26 protein-coding genes are annotated in these 24,476 nt (G+C 40.7%); 18 read left to right on the top strand and 8 right to left on the bottom strand.

Annotation, left to right across the window (positions count from 1 at the left end):
* Nucleotides 1-14: 14 nt before the first annotated feature.
* A complete protein-coding gene (locus OCV43_RS06250) occupies nucleotides 15-356 on the top strand; it encodes a PilZ domain-containing protein (RefSeq protein WP_022243876.1) in 342 nt (113 codons plus the stop codon).
* A gap of 148 nt (nucleotides 357-504) precedes the next feature.
* Here OCV43_RS06250 and aroA read toward each other — a convergent pair whose 3' ends face one another.
* Genes aroA through aroF form a run of 3 tightly spaced genes read right to left on the bottom strand, consistent with a single transcriptional unit; the run spans nucleotide 505 to nucleotide 3,952 of the window.
* Nucleotides 505-1,782: a 3-phosphoshikimate 1-carboxyvinyltransferase gene (gene aroA / locus OCV43_RS06245; protein WP_262623654.1), complete on the bottom strand. Its 1,278-nt coding sequence runs from the start codon at nucleotides 1,780-1,782 to the stop codon at nucleotides 505-507.
* A 54-nt stretch (nucleotides 1,783-1,836) separates the two neighbouring features.
* Complete coding sequence (locus tag OCV43_RS06240) at nucleotides 1,837-2,934, bottom strand: prephenate dehydrogenase (protein WP_262623653.1); 1,098 nt, start codon at nucleotides 2,932-2,934, stop codon at nucleotides 1,837-1,839.
* Between the two features lies 1 nt (nucleotide 2,935).
* On the bottom strand, nucleotides 2,936-3,952 hold the full coding sequence (aroF, locus tag OCV43_RS06235; protein WP_022243873.1) for a 3-deoxy-7-phosphoheptulonate synthase: 1,017 nt from the start codon (nucleotides 3,950-3,952) through the stop codon (nucleotides 2,936-2,938).
* 318 nt (nucleotides 3,953-4,270) lie between these two features.
* Here aroF and OCV43_RS06230 point away from each other — a divergent pair, with 318 nt between their 5' ends.
* The 3 genes from OCV43_RS06230 to leuS all read left to right on the top strand — a co-directional run bounded on the left by OCV43_RS06230 (nucleotide 4,271) and on the right by leuS (nucleotide 10,271).
* Nucleotides 4,271-6,364: an elongation factor G gene (locus OCV43_RS06230; RefSeq protein WP_022243872.1), complete on the top strand. Its 2,094-nt coding sequence runs from the start codon at nucleotides 4,271-4,273 to the stop codon at nucleotides 6,362-6,364.
* Between the two features lie 73 nt (nucleotides 6,365-6,437).
* Nucleotides 6,438-7,739 (top strand): InlB B-repeat-containing protein, encoded by a 1,302-nt coding sequence (locus OCV43_RS06225; RefSeq protein ID WP_262623652.1) that lies wholly within the window; start codon nucleotides 6,438-6,440, stop codon nucleotides 7,737-7,739.
* Between the two features lie 111 nt (nucleotides 7,740-7,850).
* Nucleotides 7,851-10,271 (top strand): leucine--tRNA ligase, encoded by a 2,421-nt coding sequence (gene leuS / locus OCV43_RS06220; RefSeq protein ID WP_022243870.1) that lies wholly within the window; start codon nucleotides 7,851-7,853, stop codon nucleotides 10,269-10,271.
* 76 nt (nucleotides 10,272-10,347) lie between these two features.
* Here leuS and OCV43_RS06215 read toward each other — a convergent pair whose 3' ends face one another.
* A complete protein-coding gene (locus OCV43_RS06215; protein ID WP_262623651.1) occupies nucleotides 10,348-10,638 on the bottom strand; it encodes a hypothetical protein in 291 nt (96 codons plus the stop codon).
* A 64-nt stretch (nucleotides 10,639-10,702) separates the two neighbouring features.
* Nucleotides 10,703-11,032 (bottom strand): hypothetical protein, encoded by a 330-nt coding sequence (locus tag OCV43_RS06210; protein ID WP_022243868.1) that lies wholly within the window; start codon nucleotides 11,030-11,032, stop codon nucleotides 10,703-10,705.
* Between the two features lie 112 nt (nucleotides 11,033-11,144).
* On the opposite strand from OCV43_RS06210, the gene OCV43_RS06205 reads away from it, so the two are divergent.
* Entirely contained in the window at nucleotides 11,145-11,285 is a 141-nt protein-coding gene (locus tag OCV43_RS06205) for a hypothetical protein (protein ID WP_262623650.1), read from the top strand.
* A gap of 149 nt (nucleotides 11,286-11,434) precedes the next feature.
* On the opposite strand, the gene OCV43_RS06200 is transcribed toward OCV43_RS06205, so the two are convergent.
* Nucleotides 11,435-11,662, bottom strand: a complete 228-nt coding sequence (locus tag OCV43_RS06200) for a hypothetical protein (RefSeq protein WP_022243866.1) — start codon at nucleotides 11,660-11,662, stop codon at nucleotides 11,435-11,437.
* Between the two features lie 65 nt (nucleotides 11,663-11,727).
* Nucleotides 11,728-13,479 carry an Rqc2 family fibronectin-binding protein gene (locus tag OCV43_RS06195; protein ID WP_262623649.1) on the bottom strand — a complete coding sequence of 584 codons (1,752 nt, stop codon included), beginning with the start codon at nucleotides 13,477-13,479 and terminating at the stop codon, nucleotides 11,728-11,730.
* A gap of 151 nt (nucleotides 13,480-13,630) precedes the next feature.
* Between OCV43_RS06195 and OCV43_RS06190 the strand changes: the two genes are divergently transcribed.
* From OCV43_RS06190 to OCV43_RS06145, 10 genes are all read left to right on the top strand, one after another.
* Nucleotides 13,631-14,509, top strand: coding sequence for a YicC/YloC family endoribonuclease (locus OCV43_RS06190; RefSeq protein WP_022243864.1), 879 nt, complete (start codon nucleotides 13,631-13,633; stop codon nucleotides 14,507-14,509).
* A 42-nt stretch (nucleotides 14,510-14,551) separates the two neighbouring features.
* Nucleotides 14,552-14,815: a DUF370 domain-containing protein gene (locus OCV43_RS06185; RefSeq protein ID WP_022243863.1), complete on the top strand. Its 264-nt coding sequence runs from the start codon at nucleotides 14,552-14,554 to the stop codon at nucleotides 14,813-14,815.
* A gap of 3 nt (nucleotides 14,816-14,818) precedes the next feature.
* Nucleotides 14,819-15,454: a guanylate kinase gene (gene gmk / locus OCV43_RS06180; RefSeq protein WP_022243862.1), complete on the top strand. Its 636-nt coding sequence runs from the start codon at nucleotides 14,819-14,821 to the stop codon at nucleotides 15,452-15,454.
* A gap of 3 nt (nucleotides 15,455-15,457) precedes the next feature.
* A complete protein-coding gene (gene rpoZ / locus OCV43_RS06175) occupies nucleotides 15,458-15,712 on the top strand; it encodes a DNA-directed RNA polymerase subunit omega (protein ID WP_022243861.1) in 255 nt (84 codons plus the stop codon).
* An 89-nt stretch (nucleotides 15,713-15,801) separates the two neighbouring features.
* Nucleotides 15,802-17,124, top strand: a complete 1,323-nt coding sequence (gene rimO, locus OCV43_RS06170) for a 30S ribosomal protein S12 methylthiotransferase RimO (protein WP_227709549.1) — start codon at nucleotides 15,802-15,804, stop codon at nucleotides 17,122-17,124.
* The gene (pgsA, locus tag OCV43_RS06165; protein WP_022243859.1) at nucleotides 17,121-17,663 is read left to right on the top strand and encodes a CDP-diacylglycerol--glycerol-3-phosphate 3-phosphatidyltransferase; all 543 of its coding nucleotides are present in this window, start codon (nucleotides 17,121-17,123) and stop codon (nucleotides 17,661-17,663) included. The genes rimO and pgsA overlap by 4 nt, the downstream gene beginning before the upstream one ends.
* Before the next feature lie 11 nt (nucleotides 17,664-17,674).
* The gene (locus OCV43_RS06160; protein WP_022243858.1) at nucleotides 17,675-18,169 is read left to right on the top strand and encodes a CinA family protein; all 495 of its coding nucleotides are present in this window, start codon (nucleotides 17,675-17,677) and stop codon (nucleotides 18,167-18,169) included.
* On the top strand, nucleotides 18,169-18,723 hold the full coding sequence (gene rsmD / locus OCV43_RS06155; protein ID WP_022243857.1) for a 16S rRNA (guanine(966)-N(2))-methyltransferase RsmD: 555 nt from the start codon (nucleotides 18,169-18,171) through the stop codon (nucleotides 18,721-18,723). Before OCV43_RS06160 ends, rsmD begins: the two co-directional genes overlap by 1 nt.
* A 6-nt stretch (nucleotides 18,724-18,729) precedes the next feature.
* A complete protein-coding gene (coaD, locus tag OCV43_RS06150) occupies nucleotides 18,730-19,215 on the top strand; it encodes a pantetheine-phosphate adenylyltransferase (RefSeq protein ID WP_022243856.1) in 486 nt (161 codons plus the stop codon).
* Between the two features lie 12 nt (nucleotides 19,216-19,227).
* On the top strand, nucleotides 19,228-19,860 hold the full coding sequence (locus OCV43_RS06145; protein WP_022243855.1) for a hypothetical protein: 633 nt from the start codon (nucleotides 19,228-19,230) through the stop codon (nucleotides 19,858-19,860).
* Between the two features lie 7 nt (nucleotides 19,861-19,867).
* On the opposite strand, the gene OCV43_RS06140 is transcribed toward OCV43_RS06145, so the two are convergent.
* Nucleotides 19,868-20,686 carry a nucleoside recognition domain-containing protein gene (locus tag OCV43_RS06140; protein WP_262623648.1) on the bottom strand — a complete coding sequence of 273 codons (819 nt, stop codon included), beginning with the start codon at nucleotides 20,684-20,686 and terminating at the stop codon, nucleotides 19,868-19,870.
* Between the two features lie 137 nt (nucleotides 20,687-20,823).
* Here OCV43_RS06140 and OCV43_RS06135 point away from each other — a divergent pair, with 137 nt between their 5' ends.
* The 3 genes from OCV43_RS06135 (at nucleotide 20,824) to OCV43_RS06125 (ending at nucleotide 24,468) form a co-directional block, all read left to right on the top strand.
* Nucleotides 20,824-21,678, top strand: coding sequence for a M23 family metallopeptidase (locus OCV43_RS06135; RefSeq protein ID WP_262623647.1), 855 nt, complete (start codon nucleotides 20,824-20,826; stop codon nucleotides 21,676-21,678).
* A 98-nt stretch (nucleotides 21,679-21,776) separates the two neighbouring features.
* On the top strand, nucleotides 21,777-22,493 hold the full coding sequence (locus OCV43_RS06130) for a pseudouridine synthase (protein WP_262623646.1): 717 nt from the start codon (nucleotides 21,777-21,779) through the stop codon (nucleotides 22,491-22,493).
* 4 nt (nucleotides 22,494-22,497) lie between these two features.
* On the top strand, nucleotides 22,498-24,468 hold the full coding sequence (locus OCV43_RS06125; protein WP_262623645.1) for a YgiQ family radical SAM protein: 1,971 nt from the start codon (nucleotides 22,498-22,500) through the stop codon (nucleotides 24,466-24,468).
* Nucleotides 24,469-24,476 lie beyond the last annotated feature (8 nt).

Raw genomic sequence — 24,476 nt, 5'->3', positions numbered from 1 at the left:
AGAAGGAGAGGACTATGGACGAGAGAAGAAAACATAAACGATTGGATTTAGATGTATCTGTTCAGCTGGAACGTCTGGATCAGGATGATATTACTACTTTAAAATTTATTCATGTGGTAGTTACTGATATTTCACGTTCCGGAATCGGATTTGTTTCTGACCAGAATTTGAAAGTTGGAACCTACTATGATACCAAGATTCAGATCTGGACGAAAGAGGTCATTGATGCGGTACTTGAGATTGTCAGATGTGACCCGAAGGGGGACGGAACCTATAAATATGGCTGTGTATTTGTTGGAATGTCAGATACCGATGCATTAAAAATTGATATTTATCAGATTTTCAATGATGTCTAAAAGAAAAACTGAGTTACAGAATAAAATGTGTTGATGAAAACCGCTTTTAACCCTTGAAAATAAAGGGCTGAAAGCGGTTTGATGTTTTCAAAACTGCCTGTAGCAGATTTGGTGCTTTTTTAAGTGGATTTATAATCTGACATATGATTTACATAGATAATTTTTCTAAATCTTTGTAGAAATCAGGGTAAGAAACCTCTGCAATTTCGGAATGCTCTAATTCGATACCGCCATCAATATTTAACGCAGCAATGGCAAAGCTCATAGCAATCCGGTGATCAAGTCCTGCATCAATGGCTGCGGAGTGTAAGGTCTTTCCGCCGTGAATAATCATGCCATCATCCGTTGGGGTAACATCACAGCCTAATAACTTTAAGTTTTCTGTTACCGTAAGAATACGGTCGGTTTCCTTTACCTTAAGTTCTGCAGCATCCCGGATAATGGTGATTCCTTCTGCAAAGGCTGCCATAACAGCAATCACAGGGATTTCATCGATTAAAGTTGGGATGAGTTCCCCTTCCACCACGGTACCATGAAGTGAACTGCCTTTTACCAGAAGGTCGCAGACCGGCTCACCGGATGCAGTTCTTGGATTCAGCCGTTCGATGGAGCCGCCCATTGCTTTGGCAACTTTTAAGATGCCGTCTCTTGTGGGATTGACTCCAACATTGCGGATTAAGACTTCGGAACCAGGAGTAAGTAACGCTGCCGCAATAAAATAGGCTGCCGAAGAAATATCTCCAGGAACTTCCACTTTCTGTCCGTTTAAAACAGGATCCGGTGCAATGGATGCAGTTGTTCCTTCGGAGGTGACTTTAGCGCCGAACGAGCGAAGCATTAGTTCTGTGTGGTTGCGGGAGAGTACCGGTTCCGTTACGCTGGTAATTCCGTCTGCATATAAGCCGGCTAAAAGTATACAGGATTTTACCTGGGCAGATGCAACCTTGGAAGTATAATCAATGGCATGTAATTCATGTCCGGTTATTTTTAAAGGAACACAGTTGTTATCCTTTAAACTTTCGATATCTGCCTGCATGAGACGAAGCGGTTCCATGATACGCTTCATGGGACGGGTGCGAAGGGAATTATCCCCATCTAACTGGCTGACAAATGGATTACCGGCTAAGATACCAGAAATCAGCCGGGTAGTAGTTCCACTGTTCCCCGCGTCTAAGATATGCTGTGGCTCCTTTAGACCGTGTAATCCTTTTCCATGGACAAGTACACAGTTTTTTTTCTGCTCAATTTTAATGCCCATTTCCTGAAAGCAGGAAATCGTAGAAAGACAGTCGGCACCCTCTAAAAAATTGGTGATTTCGGTTGTGCCGTTGGAAAGCGAACCAAACATAATTGCACGATGGGAAATGGATTTGTCTCCCGGAATATTTATTTCTCCATGTAAGGCATGGGCTTTTTTGATCTGCATAATAAAATCCTTTCTGGATGTATTCTGAAATATTGTCAATATTTTATCTAAATATTATCGTTCATAAACTGTATAATGATATTTGCGAAGCAGTGCAATGGCACAGTTAAGTGCTTCTTCTTCATATAATTCAATACGAAGTACACCGTTTTCAAATTCACGGTTATGGATAATTCCAATATTTTTAATACTGATATTGTTGCTGGCAAGAATCGTAGCAATGGTTGCAATTCCACCGGCTTCATCAATCAGATCACAATAACATTCAAAGACTTTACGCAATGGACCGGAAGAAGTAATGGTGATAGAATCCCGGTAATCCTTGGCATGAGAGAAGAAATCATAGATTTCCTTTTCTTTTCTTTCAGCAACCAGACTACGCATGGTATTTAACTCTTCCGTATAGCGGTCAATGAGTGTTAAAATCTGCTCCCGGTTAGAGGCACAGATATGCTGCCACATTACAGGAGAAGAGGATGCAATTCTTGTAATATCTTTAAATCCGCCTGCTGCAATCGTCTTCATCGTCTCATTTTCATCATCGGTTTCACGAATCAGATTCACAAGACTTGCTGCAATAATATGCGGCAGATGACTGATAGAAGCGGTTGCATGGTCATGGGTTTTCGCATCCATAATCATAGGAACTGAGCCTAAGGATGCAATATAATCCCGGAACGCATGAAGCACTGTGGTATCAGTTTTTGCAGTCGGGGTTAAAATATAATAAGCATTTTCCAATAAATAGGCGGTTGCAGCCTGATAGCCGGTCTTTTCAGAACCTGCCATAGGATGTCCGCCAATAAAAAAGGATTCTAACTCAAGGGCTGTAATACTTTCATGAATATCCCCTTTGACACTTCCTACATCAGAAAGAATACAGCCCTTTTTCAAAAAGGGCTTTAATTCTTTTATGTATTCAATATTTTTCTGTACCGGACAGCAGAGAAAGATAATATCACAGTCGGAGAAATCTTTCATTGCAAGCAGCGTATCATTGGAAATAGTATGGTCCTCAAAAGCTGCAGTTATGGTAGAAAGATGACCGGATGTGGCAATCAGTTCTGTTCCCGGGTAAATGCGTTTTATGGTCTTAGCCATCGAACCGCCGATAAGACCAAGACCAATAAAACCGATTTTCTTAAAGTCCATGTTACATTAAGCTCCTTCCGCTTAAGGAAATATATGGTTTGATATGTTCCATAACAGAATCGAACTGTTCGAAGTTCAGAGACTGCGGACCATCGGAAAGTGCATGTGCAGGGTCATTATGTACTTCAATCATCAGACCATCGGCACCGCAGGCAATACCGGCTTTAGCAAGCGGCTCAACGAAAGAGCGGACACCGGTTGCATGGCTTGGGTCAACGATGACCGGAAGATGGGTACGTTCCTTTAAGACACATACTGCACTTAAGTCTAAGGTATTTCTGGTGGAAGTCTCGAAAGTACGGATACCACGTTCACATAAAGCAACGTTTGGACTTCCGGAAGAGATAATATATTCTGCTGCATTCAACCATTCATCAATCGTAGCAGACAGACCTCTCTTTAATAAGACAGGAAGACCGGCACGGCCAACTTCTTTTAATAATTCGAAGTTCTGCATATTTCTGGCACCGACCTGAAGCATGCTGACATATTTTACAGCAGATTCTACGGCATGTGCACTGGTTACTTCACAAATGGTTGCAAGACCTGTTTCATCAGAAGCGGTCTTCATATATTTTAAACCTTCTTCCTCAAGACCCTGGAAAGAGTATGGGGAAGTACGAGGTTTGTAAGCACCACCACGAAGAATGGTTGCTCCTGCCTTCTTGACTGCACGGGCAATGCAAAGAAGCTGTTCTTCTGTTTCAACGGCACAGGGACCTGCCATAATTGTCATGGTATCAGGACCGATTACGGTATCCTTAACCTTGAAACTGGTTGGCTGTGGGTGGAACTTCTTATTGGCTAGCTTGTAGCTTTCGGTAATCGGAACTACCTTTTCTACTTCAGGGCTGGCTTCAATGCGCTGAATATCTAATTTGGTTTTATCACCGACCACTCCGATGATTGTAACTTCTTCCCCATGGGAAAGATGTGTTTTTAAGCCTTCTTTTTCCACTGCATCTACAATTTTATCTACATCCTGTGGAAGAGCGGATGGTTTCATAACAATAATCATAATTTATAATCCTCACTTAAAAAATGTCACCTGACCGGACCATTATAATATGAGAAGAAACGGAATGCAACCGTATCTCTCCGGTGGTGCATGTATACTATAACGGAATCAGAATATAATGTCAATACTTTAAAGCGTTAAAGTTTAACGCGCGAAAATATAAAATTTCACAATAAAATGATTAAAAATAGTGCAAAATGTTTACTGCACATTTACAATTCATTCATAAATGTTGTGTATAATACATAATATAGTTGAAGAAAATAACTGGATTTAGTAAAATATATACATAAATCTATAGTACAGGAGGAATGATATATGGAAGTATTTACAACGGACAGAATCAGAAACGTCGTGCTTTTAGGACATGGTGGAGCGGGAAAGACCAGTCTGGTGGAAGCAATGGCATATTTATCCGGCATGACAACCCGTATGGGAAAGATTTCTGATGGAAATACTATCAGTGATTTTGATAAAGAAGAAATCAAAAGACAGTTTTCCATCCATACTTCGGTTGTTCCGGTTATCTGGGATAATACCAAGATTAATTTCTTAGATACTCCGGGATATTTTGACTTTGTCGGTGAAGTGGAAGAAGCAGTCAGTGTCGCAGATGCAGCAATTATCGTGGTATCCGGCAAGAACGGAATTGAAGTTGGTACGAAGAAAGCCTGGGACATCTGCGAGAAATACAATCTTCCGAGAATGATATTTGTTACGGAGATGGATATTGATAATGCAAGCTTCCGGCAGGTAGTAGAAGATTTACAGCAGTTATATGGCAAGCGGATTGCTCCATTCCATCTGCCGATTCGTGAAAACGAGAAATTTGTAGGCTATATCAATGTGGTTCGTAAGAGTGCCCAGAGATGGAATGATAAGGGTGAAGTAGTAGAATGTGAGATTCCGGAATACAGCCAGAATAACCTTGGAATCTGTACCGATGCCCTGATGGAAGCGGTAGCAGAAACCAGTGAAGAATTTATGGAGCGGTATTTTAATGGTGATGAATTCTCAGAAAACGAAATACGTCAGGCACTTCGCGTTAATGTGGCGGATGCCAGCATGGTTCCGGTTTCCATGGGTTCCAGCATTCTTGCACAGGGTATGTATACCTTGTTAGATGACATTATAAAATACTTCCCAAGCCCGGATAAACGTTCCTGTACCGGAATTAATGCCAAGAGCAATGAAGTATATTCCGCAGATTATGATTTCTCAAAGCCAAAATCAGCATATATTTTTAAAACAATTGTAGACCCGTTTATTGGAAAATATTCTCTGATAAAAGTAAATTCCGGTGTGTTAAAAACCGATGATTTACTTTTTAATCATCATCGGGATACAGAAGGCAGGATTGGAAAGCTCTATGTAATGTGCGGCAGCAAACCACAGGAAGTACCGGAGCTTCATGCCGGAGATATCGGAGCATTAGCAAAGCTTTCCGGAGCTATGACAACCGATTCCCTGTCTACAAGAGCCAATCCGATACTCTTTATCCGGACAAGTATTTCAGAGCCGTATACCGGCATGAGATATAAAGCAAAGAATAAAGGTGATGAAGATAAAATTTCCCAGGCATTGCAGAAAATCATGCAGGAAGACTTAACTATTAAGACAGTAAATGACAGTGCTAATCACCAGACACTGATTTATGGTATCGGGGAACAGCAGTTGGAGGTTCTGGTAGAAACCTTAAAGAATAAGTATAAAGTAGAGATTGAACTGAGCCGTCCGAAGGTTGCATTCCGTGAAACCATCCGAGGAACCTCAGATGTGGAATATAAATATAAGAAACAGTCTGGTGGACATGGCCAGTATGGACATGTAAAGATGCGTTTTTCACCATCGGGAAATCTTGAGGAAGCCTATGAGTTCTCGCAGGAAGTGGTTGGCGGAGCGGTTCCGAAGAATTTCTTCCCTGCAGTAGAAAAAGGGCTTCAGGAGGGCGTGCAGAAAGGACCTTTGGCGGCATATCCGGTACTTGGTATCAAGGCAGTGCTTTATGACGGTTCCTATCATGCAGTAGATTCTTCGGAAATGGCATTTAAGGTTGCTGCAAGAGAAGCCTTAAAGAAAGGAATCTTAGAAGCAAAGCCGGTGCTTTTAGAACCGATTGCCAGCCTTAAGATTACATTACCAGACGTTTATACCGGAGATGTAATGGGAGATTTAAATAAGAAGCGGGCAAGAGTTCTTGGCATGACACCGGATAACAAAGGAACCACCGAGATTTTAGCGGATATTCCTTATATTGAATTATATGGTTATGGCACAAGACTTCGTTCCATGACACAGGGAAGCGGAGATTTCTCCTACCAGTTTGCCAGATACGAACAGGCACCGGAGGAAGTCGCAAGGGTACAGATGGAAGAGCGGGCATCCAAGCTTGCTTCAGAAGAAGATAAATAGTGTAGTGAGATAAGTGTAATGAGAAAAAATATCTGTTAAGAAAAACGGATGACGAAAGAGAGGTGGTGGTGACATGGGAAAGAAAAGAACTTTTTTTGCAATTGTTTTGATTATTGCGCTGTTTTTCGATAATTCGCAGTTTTCAGAAGCAAAAGCACTTCGTTCTCTGCCAATCACTACCTCTCTTTATTACAGCATGGAGCCGGAAGATGCCAATGTATTAAAGGAAGATTATGATATCACCTATTACTTAAATGGTGGAATCCCTTCTTCTGATTTGACTTATAACTATATTATAGAAGAACTTCCTCTAACCCTTGATATACCGGAAAAACCGGGATATAATTTCGCTGGCTGGTATACCGAAAGCAGTTATCAGAATAAGATTACAGAGATAAACATTGATAATTTCGGAGACGTATCTTTATACGCAAAATGGACCAAGAAGATTGATTCTTCTTACAGCGTGGAAATGTATCCATATTCCACGGCATCACAGATGAGCGGAAATGACCGGATGTTAAAGGATTGTGGATTCAGCTTTGCCTATGATGTAAATATTCCGGGAATGCCATCCACCAGGGAACAGGATTATGCACAGAATATGACATCCACGGACAACCAGTGTCCGCAGGGTATCTGTATTACCGAAGATTATTATATGATTACAGCATATAATACGGATGATTCGGAAAGCCTTGGAGCCCTTTATATCTTTGACAAAGAGACCGGAGAATATATGGTTACTCTTGGCATGAAAAAGAACAGCCATCTTGGAGGACTTACCTGCGATGGAAGAAATGTCTGGATCTGCCATTCGGATACGAGGTCTTTGGAGCGGCTTAGTTACAATTATATAAAAAAGATTGCAGAGTCCAAACCGAAGATTTTTGTGGATGCCACCGGAATGTTTGAAGAATACCGTGTAGCGAATATGCCATCCTGCATTACCTGGCATGATGGAATTCTCTGGGTAGCAACACACAATGCCTTATTCAAATCCATTATGATTTCTTATAAATATCAGGATGGAGAACTGATGGAACAGCAGCGCTACCAGATACCGGAAAAGGTGCAGGGAATTGCTTTTGATGAACAGGACAGAGTGTATTTAAGCACATCCTATGGAAGAAGTAATTCATCCTATTTAAAGATTTACCAGAATGTAGATGTAATGGATACAAAGCCGCGGACACCGGAACTTAAGGTGGAAATGCCACCATGTTCCGAAGAAATTAATTATGCAGACGGCAATATCTATGTGCTGTTTGAATCGGCAAGCTCGAAATATTTTGAAGGCACAGACGGAAAAGGGAAGAGCATTTGTCCGATAGACCGGATTCTTACAATTGATACAAATACCATTTTTCCTTGACAAATTGAGGGCATGTGATAGAATTTTATGAGTATAAGTCTCTAAAAAGGCATTCTATCAGCATGTCCTTATTTTATGGACGAAAGCTGTTTAAATTAGGAGGAATTGAAGATGTCACAAACAACAGTACCGTATAATCATAGAGCGGTAGAGCAGAAATGGCGTAAAGTCTGGGAAGATAAGCCAATTAACGTAAATGATGGCAAGAAGCCGAAATACTATTGTCTGGATATGTTTCCATACCCATCCGGAAACGGACTCCATGTAGGTCACTGGAGAGGCTATGTAATATCTGATGTATGGAGCCGCTATAAGCTTATGCATGGATATTATGTCATTCACCCGATGGGATGGGATGCATTTGGTCTTCCGGCAGAGAACTACGCAATTAAGATGGGTGTTCATCCGGAAAAATCTACCGCTGAAAATATCAGGAATATCAAGCGTCAGATTCAGGAAATTGCTGCAATCTATGACTGGGATATGGAAGTAAATACTACCGATCCTGAATTCTACAAATGGACACAGTGGATTTTTGTAAAAATGTTTAAAGCTGGACTTGCTTATGAGAAAGAGATGCCAATTAACTGGTGTCCATCCTGTAAGACTGGTCTTGCCAATGAAGAAGTTGTAAATGGTAAATGTGAGCGTTGTGGTGCTGATGTTACCAAGAAGAACTTAAAGCAGTGGATGCTTAAGATTACCAAATATGCTGACCGCCTTCTTGCAGACCTTGATAAGCTTGACTGGCCGGAAAAGGTTAAGAAAATGCAGACTGACTGGATTGGCAAGAGTAATGGAGCGGAAGTCAACTTTAAGGTGGATGGAAGCGATAAAGAGATTACTGTTTATACCACAAGACCGGATACTCTTCACGGAGCAACCTTCATGGTACTTGCACCGGAGCATGCTTTGGCAAAAGAGCTTGCAACTGACGAGACAAGAGCTGCAGTAGAGGATTATATCTATCAGTCATCCCTGAAATCTTCTGTAGATCGTTTGCAGGATAAAGAAAAGACTGGTGTATTTACCGGTTCTTATGCAATCAATCCGCTGAATGGTGCAAAGGTTCCAATCTGGCTTTCTGATTATGTGTTAGCTGATTATGGTACCGGAGCAATTATGTGTGTTCCTGCACATGATGACCGTGACTTTGAATTTGCAAAGAAATTCAATATTCCAATCATCCAGGTTATTGCCAAAGATGGTAAGGAAATTGAAAATATGACCGAAGCTTATACCGAAGCAAAAGGTATTATGATTAATTCTGGTGACTGGAATGGAATGGAGTCGTCCGTTCTTAAGAAAGAAGCTCCGGAAATGATTGAAAAGATGGGCTTTGGTAAGAAGACAACCAACTATAAATTAAGAGACTGGGTATTCTCCCGCCAGCGTTACTGGGGCGAGCCAATTCCAATCGTACATTGTCCGGATTGTGGAGCAGTTCCGGTTCCGGAAGAAGAGCTTCCATTACTGTTACCGGAGGTTGAATCTTATCAGCCGACAGGTACCGGAGAATCACCGTTGGCAGATATTACGGAGTGGGTAAATACCACATGTCCTTGCTGTGGTAAGCCTGCAAAACGTGAGACCAATACCATGCCACAGTGGGCAGGTTCATCCTGGTATTTCTTACGTTATGTAGATAACAAGAACAAAGATGAATTAGTAAGCCGCGAGAAAGCAGATAAATATCTTCCGGTTGATATGTATATCGGTGGAGTAGAGCATGCAGTACTGCATCTTCTGTATTCCCGTTTCTATACCAAATTCTTATATGATATCGGAGTAATTGACTTTGATGAGCCATTTACCAAACTGTTTAATCAGGGTATGATTACCGGTAAGAATGGTATCAAGATGAGTAAATCTAAAGGAAATGTCGTCTCACCGGATGATCTGGTTCGTGACTACGGCTGTGATTCTTTAAGATTATATGAGCTGTTTGTTGGACCACCGGAATTGGATTCTGAGTGGGATGATCGTGGAATCGATGGTGTATACCGTTTCATCACCAGATTCTGGAATCTTGTAATGAGCCAGAAGGATGCAGATGTTGCTGAGACCAAAGAACTGGTTAAGATTCGTCATAAACTGGTATATGATATCACCCAGAGACTGGAAAGCTTCAGCTTAAATACTGTAATTTCAGGATTCATGGAATACAACAACAAACTGATCGACATTTCCAAGAAGGGCGGCGTAGATAAGAAGACACTTGAAACTTATGTGCTTCTTCTTGCTCCATTTGCACCACATATTGCAGAAGAACTGTGGAGCGAGCTTGGTCATGATACTTCCGTATTTGCAGAAAGATGGCCGGAGTATGATAAAGATGCAATGGAAGATGATGAAGTTGAAATTGCAGTACAGATTAACGGCAAGACAAAGGGTGTTGTCAGCATTGCAAAAGATGCTTCCAAAGAGGATGCACTTGCTGCAGGAAAAGCTGCAATTGCAGATAAGCTTACCGGCAACGTAATCAAAGAGATTTATGTACCGGGTAAAATCATTAATATTGTAATGAAATAAGCAATGATAAAATCATAATAAATATTTCGCAAACGAGGATGTGCATTTTGCATATCCTCGCTTGTGTTATAAGAGACTATTTTTTCCTTTTCTGTAACATCTGCATCATCTGCAGCATTTTATCCGCTTTTACACGTTCTGCTTCGGACATATTCTGCTTTAATAATTCAATTAATAAAGTTGTTTCAGTATTCGAAAATGTCATGCCGTTCTGTTTGGCATTATTGGCGGCGTTCATGACCGTGGAAGCCATGGATTTGGCATCCTTTGCATCGGTGTTATTAGAAGCAAAATCCATAAGAAACTGCAGCTTTTCCGGTGAAATATCATTTAAGGCAGGATTGCCTTTTAAAAAGTCTAAATTCATAAAATCCTCCGTTCTTAACAAGTTGACAGGGAACCATAAAATAACAAATGATAAAGTGATGAAATCAGGAAAACAGGGTATCATAAGCAGACAGCATCTGATACATATTTAAAAAGTTTTCAATATTTTCTTTCTCGCCGGGTGTGCACTGTTCGCTGATATCGGTAAGCATCTGAAACATCCGCTCCTGTGGAGAATGACTGCTGACTTCCTGAATCGTAAGGGCGTCATTGGAAAAAAGCTGGGCTGTTTTTTGTAGTTCCATATATTTGATGAGAAGCGCAAAGGGACGCTGCTGACTGGCGGAAAGATATGGAATCATGGTTTTCATAATCTGTAACTGGTGGTTTTGTAACTGCGAGTCAAAGAAGGTTGGTTTATACTCAGAATCCATAAAATAATCCTTTTTCTTTTAAATTATGATAGAACAGCGGAAAATATAACTTTAACGCATATAATAAAATGTAGAACTTTTTTATAGAAACCGGAAAGGATTTGATGCCAGCATGGGAAAATTAATCATTGACGGAAATGAAGTATATGAAATAGATGAAGAGTGTATGAAAAAAAAGGAAGCGGAAAAGAAGAAACTGACCGCACCGGAAAAAAGCGGTCAAAGATATGACAGAACAAAGAATGTGTCTTGACACATTCTTGCGCCTGCGGCGGTCGCTTGCGACATCTACCTTATACGCCGCAGTGCGCATCCTCGCGGAGCATTTTTTACTTTACAGGAAAGCAATTTCCTGTAAAGTGAAAAAGGGACCTCGTTGAGAGGCCCCGCTTTGCAGATGAATTAGCATCCACAACCGTTGTTGTTAAATCCGAAGCTGTCACCACAGCCACCACAGAAGAGCAACAGTAAAATAATCCAGATACAGCTGTCGTTGCCACATCCATTGCCACATCCTCCAAATCCATTGTTGCCACAGCAGGAGAGCAACAGGATAATCCAGATTAAAGAACAGCAGTTATTTCCTTCGTTACATCCACATCCGCAGCCAGTAGCAGCTAAATCACTCATTTTCAAATCCTCCAAAATTTATCTTACACTTCATAATATGGAAGAAGTAAAAATGTGTGACTAAATTATTCTGAAATTTTTTCGATGCCGGAAATGTCCGGGTGAATTGTCAGGGAATAATTCGTATAGTAAATGACATAACCGGCAACAGCACCGTTTGGTTTCTTTACATTTTTACGCTGTAAATAATCGATTTCAATTTTTTCGTTATCACGGCCGGAAGAATAGTAGCCTGCCAGTCTGCCGGCCTCTTCGAAAGTTCGATCCGGCAGCTCCCTGCCTTCGGTTTTTACAATAACATGGGAGCCGGGCATTCCTTTGGCGTGGAACCACCAGTCATTTCCATTGGCAACCTTGAAAGTAAGTTCGTCATTCTGGAAATTATTTTTTCCAACATAAATATCAAAGCCATCACTGGAACGATAATGGAATGGTTTACTTTTGAATTTCTGTTTTTTCTTACCGTTCATTTTCCTGCGGATATAGCCATAGGTTTCCAGCTCGTCCCGGATCTGGGCAAGGTCATCTTCGGATTCTGCAATGGCAAGCGAAGCCTGAATGGTCTGTAAGTGTGCCATTTCTGTCCTGGTTTCTTCGGTCTGGGTATTTAATGCTTCAAAGGTACGCTTTAATTTATTGTACCGGGCAAAATATTTTTTTGCATTGTCCAGTGGAGAAAGTGTTTCGTCCAGAGGAATGGTAAGCATTTCACCGGTATAGTAATTTGGCACCTCTACTGATTTGGCTCCTTCGGTAACCTGATAGCCGTAGGTATTTAATAATTCGCCGTATACTTTAAATTTATCACGTTTTTCCGTATCGTTTAACTGTTTTAACTGTAAATCCAGTTTTTTACTGCTTCGCTCTAAGTGAGTGGATACAATTTTACGCAAATCCACAGATTTCTGACGCATACGGGTGTAGAGGCTGCGGCTGGCATAAAATTGTTCTAATACGGCGGAAATAGAATCTGCCGGTTCTATGTGATAGCCTTCCGTATGTTCATAGCGGGTTGGTAAGATGGCAGCATATTCTGCCGGTTCTTCTCCTTTATAAAGAATACATGGCTTGAAGTTGGCGTTTTCGACATCCTCCATCAGCCAGCTGAAATTATGATAAAGGTGCAGCAGTGCGTCTTCTTCTAAGGTGTTAATCGGTGTATCTGCATCTAAAGAAGCACGGTAACAGATTTCTGCTGCAACCTGTCCACTGATTCCGGTAAAAGCAGAAGTAAGTGCTTTGGCAAGTGGCAGTGGAAGAGAAGACGCCTTTTCACAGAACTGTTCATAGGAACAGTCAAGGGGATTCCGCTTGTTCTGGGTCTCCGGGATAAAATATTCTCTTCCCGGCAGAACTTCACGGACGGAACTCATCTGGGATGGAACCCGTTTGATGCTGTCAATGATGCGTTCGTTTTCATCACAGAAAATAATATTGCTGTATTTCCCCATTAATTCTATAATCAGGTTTTTCTTTTTCAGGTCACCCATTTCATCCAAATGCTCGACCGTAATCCGGATGATTCGTTCTAATCCGGGCTGACTGATGGCAATAATCCGGCCGTTGGCAATATGTTTTCGTAATACCATGCAGAAATTCGGTGCAGTCATGGGACTGACTTTATTCTGTGCTGTAAGATAGATATAAGGCAGGGAAGCACTTGCACTTAAAGAAAGCCGGTACTGGTCGGATGGTGCCTTTATGGTAAGCAGCAGCTCGTCCGCCTCAGGCTGGGCTATTTTGCTGATTCGTCCATTTAAAATTGTCTGATTTAATTCTGCAGTAAGTGCAGCTACGGTAATTCCGTCTAGTGCCATATAATATGACCTCCTTTGGAAAGAATAGATTCTTTTACAGGATTTTATTATAAAGAAATCTTTCTAAAATTTCAATAAATACGGCATTTTGAATTTGACTAATAAAGAAAATTCTACTATAATACATATATCTATGCATTAGGAGGCAGCTATGATTAAAAGTATGACCGGCTTCGGCAGGTGTGAGATAGAGGAAGACAACCGTAAGATAACGGTAGAGATTAAATCAGTAAATCACCGCTATCTGGATGTAAATGTTAAGCTTCCTAAAAAATTAAGTTTCTTTGAAAGTGCCGTGCGTAACTTAATCAAAGAATACATACAGCGTGGAAAAGTAGATATCTTCATTACCTGTGAAGATTTTAACGAAGCCAACTTCTCGCTGAAATACAACGAAGAACTTGCTGGCGAATATTTAAAATATTTACAGCAGATGGCAGAGCATTTCCAACTGGAAAATGATATCCGTGTCAGCACATTGTCACGTTATCCGGATGTTTTTATAATGGAAGAACAGGATAATGACGAAGAAGAACTTTGGGCACTTCTTGAGAAGACATTGCGTAATGCATGTGAGGCATTTGTTGAAACCAGAGAAAAAGAAGGCGAGAATTTAAAAACAGACCTTCTGAATAAATTAGATGAAATGATTGGTTATGTGGATTTTATTGAGGATCGTTCTCCAATCGTTATGAAAGAATACCGTGAGCGATTAGAAACCAAGGTAAAAGAAATCTTAGAAGATAAGCAGATGGATGATGCAAGAATTGCAACGGAGGTTACAATATTTGCTGATAAAATATGTGTGGATGAAGAGACTGTCCGCTTAAAGAGCCATATCGAAGCGATGAAAGCTGCCTTAACAGGCGGTGGAACCGTTGGAAGGAAGCTTGACTTCATTGCCCAGGAGATGAACCGGGAAGCAAATACGATTCTTTCCAAGGCAAGTGATCTTGCAATTTCGGATACCGGTATTAATCTGAAAACGGATATTGAAAAAGTCCGCGAACAGATTCAGAATATTGAATAAATGATTTCCGTAAACCCTGTAGTAAGAATGGAATGGTGAAAAATGGCAGCACTTATGAATATTGGATTTGGAAATGTAGTAAATATAGATAAGATTGTTGCTGTGATTCAGCCGGATTCTGCACCTGCCAAACGCATGATTCAGAAAGCCAAAGAAGAAGAGTGCGTGGTGGATGCAACCCAGGGAAGACGTACCCGTGCGGTGATTATTACCAACGCCGGATATATCGTTCTTTCTGCGTTACAGCCGGATACACTGACTGGCAGATTTAACGAGATTAGTGGAAATAAACTGAGTGAGGAATAGTAAATGAAAAGAAAAGGTATATTAACCGTAGTATCCGGTTTCTCCGGTGCCGGCAAAGGCACTGTGATGAAAGCTCTGATGGCGGAGTACAAGGATACGTATGCATTATCTGTTTCAGCTACCACGAGAAATCCGAGACCCGGAGAAGTGGATGGTGTTGATTATTTCTTTCGTACCAGAGAAGAATTTGAACAGATGATAGCAGACAATGCGTTAATTGAGCATGCCTGTTATGTGGGAAATTATTATGGTACACCAAAAGCCTATGTAGATGAACAGTTAGAGGCTGGAAAAGATGTAATTCTTGAGATAGAGATTCAGGGAGCACTTGACGTAAAGAAACGTTTCCCGGACACCATCTTAATCTTTGTAACACCACCGGATGCGGATGAATTAAAGAACCGCCTGGTGAATCGTGGAACTGAAGATATGGCAACCATCAATGCAAGATTAAGCAGAGCATCCCAGGAAGCAGAGTTTATGAATCAGTATGATTACATTGTGGTGAACGATACCGTCCCTGCATGTGTGGAGAATATCCATAGCATCATTGAGAACGAGCATGATTGTGCATCACGTAATATAAATTTCATCAATAAAATCAGAGAAGAGCTGAAGTGCTTTTCGAAAGGAGAATAAATTATGATACATCCATCTTATGTTGAGTTAATGAAGGTCGTAAATAACGACGTTGAAATCGGAGAAGAACCGGTCGTAAACAGCAGATATTCTATTGTAATTGCTACTGCAAAGAGAGCAAGACAGATTATCGGTGGAGATGAACCATTGGTTGAAAATGCAAAAGGAAAGAAACCGCTTTCTATCGCAGTAGAAGAGCTTTATACCGGAAAGGTAAAAATCATGGGAGAAGATGCTGTTTCAGAAGATAACGAGTAGCATAGCGGGGTTGCCAACATGGTTTGGTAACCCTTTCGTCATGTAAGAGAAAAATATATACAGGACTCTTTCCTGTTACGGAGGAATGAATGAATATTTTCTTTGTATCGCTGGGGTGTGATAAGAACCTGGTAGATTCAGAATATATGCTTGGTATGATCCGTGATGCCGGATATACCATTATTGATGATGAAACGCAGGCAGATGTGATAGTAATTAATACCTGTTGTTTTATCAATGATGCCAAAGAAGAGAGTATTAACACAATACTTGAAATGGCAGAATATAAGAAAACCGGACATGCAAAGGCATTGATTGTAACCGGGTGCCTTGCCCAGCGTTACCGGAGTGAGATTGAGGAAGAAATACCGGAAGTAGATGCAATTCTTGGAACCAATTCCTATGATAATATTGTTTCTGCTGTGAAAGAAGTTATGGCAGGAAAACATTATACCAATTTAAATTCACTGGAAGGACTTCCGACCTTGCATACCAAACGATGTGTTACTACCGGTGGACATTATGCCCATTTAAAAATTGCAGAAGGCTGTAACAAACGCTGTACTTACTGCATCATTCCATATATCAGAGGTAACTACCGCAGTATTCCGATAGAAGAACTGGTAGCAACAGCCAGAGAACTGGTAGAGGGCGGTGTAAAGGAATTGATTCTGGTAGCCCAGGAGACCACTCTTTACGGAATTGACCTCTATGGAAAAAAATCCCTGCACCGGCTTTTAGATGAATTAAACAAGATTCCGGGATTGTACTGGATTCGTATTCTTTACTGTTATCCGGAAGAAATTGATGATGAACTGATTGAAGCAATCAAACGAAATGATAAAGTCTGCCATTATCTGGATATTCCGATTCAGCATGCAAATTCAGATGTATTAAAGAGAATGGGAAGAAAGACCAATAAGGATGATCTGGTTCGTATTATTCATCATCTGCGGAAAGAAATTCCGGATATTACGCTCCGGACCACTTTAATCTGTGGCTTCCCGGGAGAGACAGAAGAGCAGCATAAAGAACTGTTGGAATTCGTACAGGAAATGAAATTTGACCGTCTGGGCGCATTTACCTATTCTCCGGAAGAAGGAACGAAAGCAGCTGAGATGGAAAATCAGATTCCGGAAGAGACGAAGAAGCTGTGGCAACAGGAAGTCATGGAGCTTCAGGAAGAAATTATTTTTGAGAAAAATGAAGATATGGTTGACCGTGAACTTTATGCTTTTATCGAAGGAAAAGTTGCAGATGAGAATGCTTATGTAGGAAGAACCTACCGTGATGCGCCATCTATTGACGGATATATTTTTGTAAATACAGAGGAAACCTTAATGACCGGAGACTTTGCCAAAGTAAAAGTAACCGGAGCTTATGAATATGATTTGATAGGAGAATTAGCATGAATTTACCAAACAAATTAACAATTTTCAGAGTGATTTTGATTCCGTTTTTTGTAGTGTTTATGTTGGCACCGATTTGTCCGGGTTATGCAAATTATATTGCTGTAGCAATCTTTATTGTAGCAAGTCTTACAGACCTTTTGGATGGGAAGATTGCAAGAAAGTATAATCTTGTGACAGATTTCGGCAAATTTATGGACCCGCTTGCGGATAAACTGCTGGTATGTGCCGCAATGATCTGCCTGATTGAAACCGGACAGCTTGCAGCCTGGATTGTAATCGTAATTATCAGCCGTGAGTTTATCATCAGTGGTTTCCGTCTGGTAGCAGCTGATAACGGCGTTGTAATTGCAGCCAGCTACTGGGGCAAATTTAAGACCACATTCCAGATGCTTATGGTCATTGTATTGATTCTTAATTTTGATAACTGTTACTTCCAGTTATTAGGAACCGTACTTACTTATATTGCACTGGTATTAACGGTTGTATCTCTAATTGATTATCTCTGGAAAAACAGAGCTGTTTTAAAAGAACAGAAATAAAGAGGATTCCCATGGAAAAAAGACAGGAAAACCTGGAAGATAAAATTGTAAAACGGCTGGCGGAGAATCATTTATCCATTGCTGCCGCAGAATCCTGTACCGGAGGACTTGTAGCCGCAACTTTGATTAATGTGCCGGGTGCTTCGGATGTGCTGGAAGAATCTTATATCACTTACTCGGATGCGGTAAAGCATAAAGTACTAGGTGTATCGGAAGAGACCTTGCAGAAACACACTGCAGTAAGTAAAGAAGTAGCAGAAGAAATGGTTCGTGGTGTAACAAAAGTTGCAGGTACGAATGTCGGAATCTCAGTAACCGGTATTGCAGGTCCCGGCGGTGGAAGTGAAAAGTTCCCGGTAGGACTGGTATACATTGGTTATAAAATAAATGATTTTGTGAAAGTTATGCGTTATGTATTTTCCGGAGACCGTAGTGAAGTGCGTATGCATGCGGTGGAGACGGCATTGCAGGAACTGGATGATTTACTGATAAAAGAGGGATTTTAATGAGAATAATAGCCGGAAAAGGAAGAAGCCTTCCATTGAAAACAATTGAAGGCATAGACACAAGACCGACAACAGACCGTATTAAAGAAACACTTTTTAATATGCTGCAATACGAGATTGCAGACTGCCGGTTCTTAGATTTGTTTGCAGGAAGCGGACAGATTGGATTGGAAGCTGTCAGCCGTGGAGCGAAAGAAGCTGTTTTTGTGGAAAGTGGGAAAAAAGCAGCAGCATGTATACAGGATAATATTAACTTTACCCAATTTAATGACCAGTGTCGTTTAATGCAGATGGATGTTATGGCAGCTATCCGGAGTCTGGAAGGAAAAGGGACATTCCAGATTATTTTCATGGATCCGCCTTACAATCAGGAACTGGAAAAGGATGTGCTGATGCTGCTTTCTAAATCGACCCTGGTAGATGAAGATACGGTAATTATTGTAGAAGCGTCCCTAAAGACTGGTTTTGAGTATCTTGAGGAGCTTGGTTTTACACTTGATAAATGCAAAAAATATAAGACAAATTTACATGCCTTTATATCCAGAAAGGAATAACCTATGATGAAAAAAGCAATCTATCCGGGCAGCTTTGACCCGGTCACAAATGGTCATGTTGACATGATTGAACGTGCTTCGAAAATAGTGGACGAGCTGGTTGTGGGAGTTTTAAATAACAGTGCAAAAAACTCGTTGTTTTCTTTAGATGAACGTGTTAGTATGTTAAAAGAGATAACAAAAGATATGCCGAATGTAACAGTTGCTTCTTTTGACGGTCTTTTAGTTGACTTTATGGAAAAAATTGATGCAACTATTATCGTCAGAGGATTGCGTGCGGTAACGGACTTTGAATATGAACTTCAGATTGCACAGTCGAACCATCGTGTAAATCCAAAGATAGATACGGTATTTCTTACAACGAATGTAAAATATTCCTATCTCAGCTCTACAATTGTAAAGGAATATGCTTCTTATGGTGGCGATATTTCTCATTTTGTCCCACCACAGTTTATAGAGCGGATTTATGATAAATATAATATCAAAAAATAAGGAGTGTGGACGATGAGTAGCAGAATGGAACAAATCATAGAAGAAATCGAAGAATATATTGATAATTGCAAATATCAGCCATTATCCAGTACAAAAATTGTTGTTAATAAGGATGAGTTAGAAGAACTTCTGACGGAATTAAAAATGAAAACGCCGGAAGAAATCAAGCGTTATCAGAAGATTATCAGCAACAAAGAAGCTATTCTGGCAGATGCCCAGGCAAAAGCAGATGCCATCATTGCTCAGGCACAGGTACAGACCAGCGAGCTTGTCAGTGAACACCAGATTATGCAACAGGCTTATGCCCAGGCAAATGAGGTTGTTATGATTGCTACCAAGCAGGCACAGGAGATTCTTGATAAAGCAACCAATGATGCCAATAATATCCGTATGGGTGCAATTCAGTATACGGACAGCAGTCTTAAGAATATTGAAGAAATTTTAAGTCATGCCATTGAAGGTTCACAGGCAAGATATGATAATCTGATTCATACCCTTCAGGGTTGTCTGGATGTTGTGACGGCAAACCGGAATGAACTGCTTCCAGAGGAAGAAGATGCTTCTTCCGGACAGGCAAAACAGGAAACAACAGCAGCAGAGCCTGCCACACAGGAAGCACCGGCAAATGAGATTCCGGAAGAGTAATATATATTTATCCTGCCGGATATATCATGTACCCCAGAAGGAAAGCACAGAATGCAAGACTGATTCGGACCAGCAGATAATATTTCATGGAAAGCTTCTGGCTTGCAACCATGGAATAGGTCTGGGCGAAGCCGCATAATCCGCCAAAAGAGGTAAGACTTAAAATTAAGGCATAACCAAGTTGTGGAGAGAGAGCTTCTTCGGAAATCTGCCGGATTCCATTAGTAACTTCTAATGAAATACAAAGTGGTAATTGTAAGAGCTTTTGTGGCACATAAAAGGTAATCTGTTCTAACAGAATAGAAAAGAGCATGATATATCCACCGAGTTTACAAAGAATTTCAAAACCGTTCATGATACCGGCATCGATGATTGAAAAGTTTAATTTTAATCGTGGTGCCGTTTCTTTTTGCCTTAGATTATTACACTGAAAAGCATAGAGAATGCGGCATAGAATCAGGGGCGGCAGATAGAGAATCCCAAGTGTCGGTAATAAAAGACCGTCCTGCCGGAGTGTATCGTGAACAATATAGCTTGCAATGAACATGGGACTGATATTATTGCAGATGGCAAAGAGAATGACAGCCTCTTCTCTCGACAATTGATTTTCTTCTAACATCTGGGCACAGATACGGCTTCCCATAGGAAAACCAAATAGAAAACCTGACAGAAGTGGAAAACAGGCATTTCTGCTGCAGGGAATCAGGAGATGGATGAATGGATAGAGGATTCCTGAAATATGATAAAAAACCCCGGATGAAATCAGAATATTGGATAGAATGGCAAAAGGAAGCAATGCAGGCAGAATATTCTGATACCAGAGCATAAGGCCATTTGCTGCGGCTGATACCGTAAGCATGGGATGCACAAATAATAATATTAAGCACAAAAAAAGAATCAGAAGAGAAATAGTTTTTTTCATAGTTCAATATATTGTATAAAATAACTTTTATGCGGATTATTATGAAGAAGAAAATTTGTGTCATTATTCTCTTTTTTTTGCTGTTGGTCATAGACTGCAGCCTGTTACAGCAGATTCAAAAGCGGGCAGCCTTTTATATAGCATTTGAACAACAGGAGTTCTTTCAGAAACTTCGGAATCAGGAAGTCTCTCCGGAAACGGTGTTAAAATTCAGGGAATATGAGTCTGAAGATGGTGAGGCTCAGGACGATATGACATTTACCCGCTATCTTCTGGCATATTATGCTTCAGATTTAACAGAAAAAAACGAACTGAAAGATGTATACAAAAGATTGCTGCATTTTCATAAAGAAGAAATTGAAAAGCAGGAAGCCTATTTAGACAGTATCTGGTCTGACATTGTCTATTTTCCGGTTCCGGATACCATCTGGGACGAAGAGAAAAAAGTAACTTTTGGAGACACCTGGATGCAGAGCCGCACTTATGGTGGAGACAGAGGACATGAAGGCTGTGATATTATGGCAGATATCAATGAACGGGGAAATTACCCGGTAATCAGTGTCAGTGACGGAACCATAGAACAGATGGGCTGGCTGGAACTTGGGGGTTATCGTATCGGAATCCGGAGTCCCCATGGAGCATATTTCTACTATGCACATCTGTCGGATTATGCAGAGGGACTTTCCGTTGGGGATGAAATTCATGCCGGAGAGCTGATTGCATTTATGGGAGATACCGGATATTCTAAGACAGAAGGAACCGCCGGTAATTTTGATGTGCATCTTCATTTTGGAATTTATTTAAATGATGAAAATAAACAGGAGTTTAGTGTAAATTCCTATTCCGTCCTGCAATATCTCTATCAGGAGAAGAAAATATTACATTATCAATATTAAGATTTAAATTAGGATTTGAATTATAAGAAACACGCTTTGCGAGCTTCTCGAGTTATCGCGGTGTCTGCCAAATCAGAGTAGTAAAGGAACGTATCAGAATGAAAGATTTGAGATTAGATAAATTTTTAACAGAAATGGGTAAAGGAAGCAGAAGCCAGGTGAAAACCTATATTTCTAAGGGACGTGTTACCGTAAATGGAGAAATCATCAAACGTCCGGAATATAAGATTTCACCGGAAAATGATATTGTTAACCTCGAAGGTGAAAAGGTTAATTATTCCCAGTGGGAATATTATATGCTAAATAAGCCTGCCGGCTGTGTCAGTGCCACGGAAGATAAGCATTTTCCAACTGTAGTTTCTTTCATAGAAGATGCTGTAAGAAAAGATTTGTTTCCGGTAGGCAGACTGGATAAGGATACGGAAGGGCTGCTCCTTATTACCAATGACGGTGCGTTGGCTCATGAGCTTTTATCTCCGAAGAAACATGTGGCAAAAACTTATTATGCCAGAATAGAAGGAAAAGTGACTGCTGAAGATGTTACGGCTTTTCGGAAGGGTCTTGATATCGGAGAGAAAAACCTCACAAAGCCTGCTGAACTTGTGATTTTAAAAAGTGATTCAGAATCAGAAATTGAAGTTACTATTACCGAAGGAAAATATCATCAGATTAAGCGGATGTTTGAAAAAACAGGAAAAAAGGTCATTTATTTAAAACGACTTTCCATGGGAAGCTTAAAGCTGGATGAAACTCTGGCAACAGGAGCGTATCGCGCATTGACGAAGTCAGAATTACAGGCATTAAAGGAAGGATAAGAGGATGCAGAATGGTTTTTTACCAATTTCAAGAAAAGACATGGAAGAAGCAGGGATAAAGCAGCTGGATTTCGTCTATGTATGCGGAGATGCATATGTAGACCATCCTTCCTTTGGACATGCTATTATCAGCAGAATATTGCAGGCACATGGTTATACCGTGGGTATCATTGCACAGCCGGATTACCGGGATAAGGAAAGCGTAACCATATTGGGAGAGCCACGGCTTGGTTTTTTGGTTTCCGGAGGTAATATGGATTCCATGGTAAACCATTATTCCGTATCGAAAAAGAGACGTGCCCATGATGCATTTTCACCGGGTGGTGTTATGGGAAAACGCCCGGATTATGCAGTGGTAAGTTACTGCAATCTGATCCGTCAGACCTATAAACATAATCCAATCATTATCGGCGGTATTGAAGCAAGCCTTAGAAGACTGGGGCATTATGATTACTGGTCTAATAAGGTAAAACGTTCCATTCTTTTGGACTCCGGTGCTGATTTGATTTCTTATGGAATGGGCGAGCACAGCATTGTTGAAATTGCAGATGCGTTAGCTTCCGGTCTTGCAGTAAAGGATATTACTTATATCGATGGAACTGTTTTTAAAACCAGAAATAAAGAAGATATTTATGATGCTTTGGAATTGCCGTCTTTTAATAAAATCAAAGAGGACAAGACAGCGTATGCCAAGAGCTTTTACCTGCAGTATCAGAATACAGACCCTTTTACGGCAAGAAGAATTTATGAAACCTATGATGAGAAAATGTTTGTCGTACAGAACCCTCCGGCAAAGCCATTGACCCAGATGGAAATGGATGATATCTACGCACTGCCATATATGAGAACCTATCATCCAATCTATGAAAAGGATGGTGGTGTACCGGCTATTGAAGAAGTAAAATTTTCACTGGTCAGTAACCGTGGCTGCTTTGGTGGCTGCAGCTTTTGTGCTTTAACTTTTCATCAGGGCAGAATTATTCAGACCAGAAGTCATGAATCCATTCTTGCAGAAGCAAAGAAGATGACACAGGATAAGGATTTTAAAGGATATATCCATGATGTAGGTGGTCCGACTGCTAATTTCAGGGCACCGGCATGTACGAAGCAGCTCACAAAGGGTGTTTGCAAGAACCGGCAATGTCTGTTCCCGACACCATGTAAAAATCTTGTTGCTGACCATAGTGATTATATCAGTCTTCTTCGTAAATTACGGAATATCAAAGGCGTGAAAAAAGTATTTGTCCGTTCCGGTATCCGTTTTGACTATCTTTTATGTGATACGAAAAATAATTTTCTGGAAGAACTTTGTAAATATCATGTCAGCGGACAGCTAAAGGTGGCACCGGAGCATATTTCAGACCCGGTATTACAGAAAATGGGAAAACCTCCGGTTTCCGTTTATAATGAATTTGTCCGCAAGTATCATGATATGAATGAACGGTTAGGATTAAAACAGTATCTGGTACCATATCTGATGTCCTCCCATCCGGGTTCGACCCTGCAGGAGGCAGTAGATTTGGCTGAGTATTTAAGAGATTTAGGTTATATGCCTCAGCAGGTACAGGATTTCTATCCGACCCCATCCACCATATCGACCTGTATGTACTATACGGGTTTAGACCCGCGGACCATGGAGCCGGTATATGTAGCAACCAATCCGCATGAGAAAGCCATGCAACGAGCACTGATACAGTATCGTAATCCGGAAAATTATGATTTGGTGCATGAGGCGTTAGTTAGGACGAACCGGACGGATTTAATCGGCTTTGATGCCCATTGCCTCATCCGTCCAAGAAAGCTTGCCAAAGAAGAAGTATTTTCGGGTAAGAAAAAGACGAAGCGGACACCGAATCAAAATCAGACAAAATATAAAGCTGGAAGTTCCAGAAATACTGAAAATTTTTCAAGAAAAACTTCCAGTCAGAATACGAAGAAGAAGCATACGATTCGAACCGTTCATAAAAAGAAATAGTAAGGATA

The sequence above is a fragment of the Roseburia amylophila genome (genome assembly GCF_025567465.1).
Classification (GTDB): domain Bacteria; phylum Bacillota; class Clostridia; order Lachnospirales; family Lachnospiraceae; genus Roseburia_C; species Roseburia_C amylophila.
The sequence above is the reverse complement of the archived record's forward strand: the minus strand, read 5'-3'. Positions and strand labels throughout refer to the sequence as shown.

Coding starts and splice junctions, on each gene's coding strand:
- OCV43_RS06205 (WP_262623650.1), top strand. CDS start 11,145: ATGGGAAAATTAATCATTGACGGAAATGAAGTATATGAAATAGATGAA.
- gmk (WP_022243862.1), top strand. CDS start 14,819: ATGAAAAGAAAAGGTATATTAACCGTAGTATCCGGTTTCTCCGGTGCC.
- OCV43_RS06185 (WP_022243863.1), top strand. CDS start 14,552: ATGGCAGCACTTATGAATATTGGATTTGGAAATGTAGTAAATATAGAT.
- rimO (WP_227709549.1), top strand. CDS start 15,802: ATGAATATTTTCTTTGTATCGCTGGGGTGTGATAAGAACCTGGTAGAT.
- OCV43_RS06160 (WP_022243858.1), top strand. CDS start 17,675: ATGGAAAAAAGACAGGAAAACCTGGAAGATAAAATTGTAAAACGGCTG.
- OCV43_RS06140 (WP_262623648.1), bottom strand. CDS start 20,686: ATGCTCTGGTATCAGAATATTCTGCCTGCATTGCTTCCTTTTGCCATT.
- OCV43_RS06230 (WP_022243872.1), top strand. CDS start 4,271: ATGGAAGTATTTACAACGGACAGAATCAGAAACGTCGTGCTTTTAGGA.
- OCV43_RS06135 (WP_262623647.1), top strand. CDS start 20,824: ATGAAGAAGAAAATTTGTGTCATTATTCTCTTTTTTTTGCTGTTGGTC.
- leuS (WP_022243870.1), top strand. CDS start 7,851: ATGTCACAAACAACAGTACCGTATAATCATAGAGCGGTAGAGCAGAAA.
- OCV43_RS06215 (WP_262623651.1), bottom strand. CDS start 10,638: ATGAATTTAGACTTTTTAAAAGGCAATCCTGCCTTAAATGATATTTCA.
- aroA (WP_262623654.1), bottom strand. CDS start 1,782: ATGCAGATCAAAAAAGCCCATGCCTTACATGGAGAAATAAATATTCCG.
- aroF (WP_022243873.1), bottom strand. CDS start 3,952: ATGATTATTGTTATGAAACCATCCGCTCTTCCACAGGATGTAGATAAA.
- OCV43_RS06225 (WP_262623652.1), top strand. CDS start 6,438: ATGGGAAAGAAAAGAACTTTTTTTGCAATTGTTTTGATTATTGCGCTG.
- OCV43_RS06125 (WP_262623645.1), top strand. CDS start 22,498: ATGCAGAATGGTTTTTTACCAATTTCAAGAAAAGACATGGAAGAAGCA.
- OCV43_RS06130 (WP_262623646.1), top strand. CDS start 21,777: ATGAAAGATTTGAGATTAGATAAATTTTTAACAGAAATGGGTAAAGGA.
- OCV43_RS06190 (WP_022243864.1), top strand. CDS start 13,631: ATGATTAAAAGTATGACCGGCTTCGGCAGGTGTGAGATAGAGGAAGAC.
- OCV43_RS06240 (WP_262623653.1), bottom strand. CDS start 2,934: ATGGACTTTAAGAAAATCGGTTTTATTGGTCTTGGTCTTATCGGCGGT.
- OCV43_RS06145 (WP_022243855.1), top strand. CDS start 19,228: ATGAGTAGCAGAATGGAACAAATCATAGAAGAAATCGAAGAATATATT.
- OCV43_RS06195 (WP_262623649.1), bottom strand. CDS start 13,479: ATGGCACTAGACGGAATTACCGTAGCTGCACTTACTGCAGAATTAAAT.
- OCV43_RS06210 (WP_022243868.1), bottom strand. CDS start 11,032: ATGGATTCTGAGTATAAACCAACCTTCTTTGACTCGCAGTTACAAAAC.
- OCV43_RS06200 (WP_022243866.1), bottom strand. CDS start 11,662: ATGAGTGATTTAGCTGCTACTGGCTGCGGATGTGGATGTAACGAAGGA.
- rsmD (WP_022243857.1), top strand. CDS start 18,169: ATGAGAATAATAGCCGGAAAAGGAAGAAGCCTTCCATTGAAAACAATT.
- rpoZ (WP_022243861.1), top strand. CDS start 15,458: ATGATACATCCATCTTATGTTGAGTTAATGAAGGTCGTAAATAACGAC.
- pgsA (WP_022243859.1), top strand. CDS start 17,121: ATGAATTTACCAAACAAATTAACAATTTTCAGAGTGATTTTGATTCCG.
- OCV43_RS06250 (WP_022243876.1), top strand. CDS start 15: ATGGACGAGAGAAGAAAACATAAACGATTGGATTTAGATGTATCTGTT.
- coaD (WP_022243856.1), top strand. CDS start 18,730: ATGAAAAAAGCAATCTATCCGGGCAGCTTTGACCCGGTCACAAATGGT.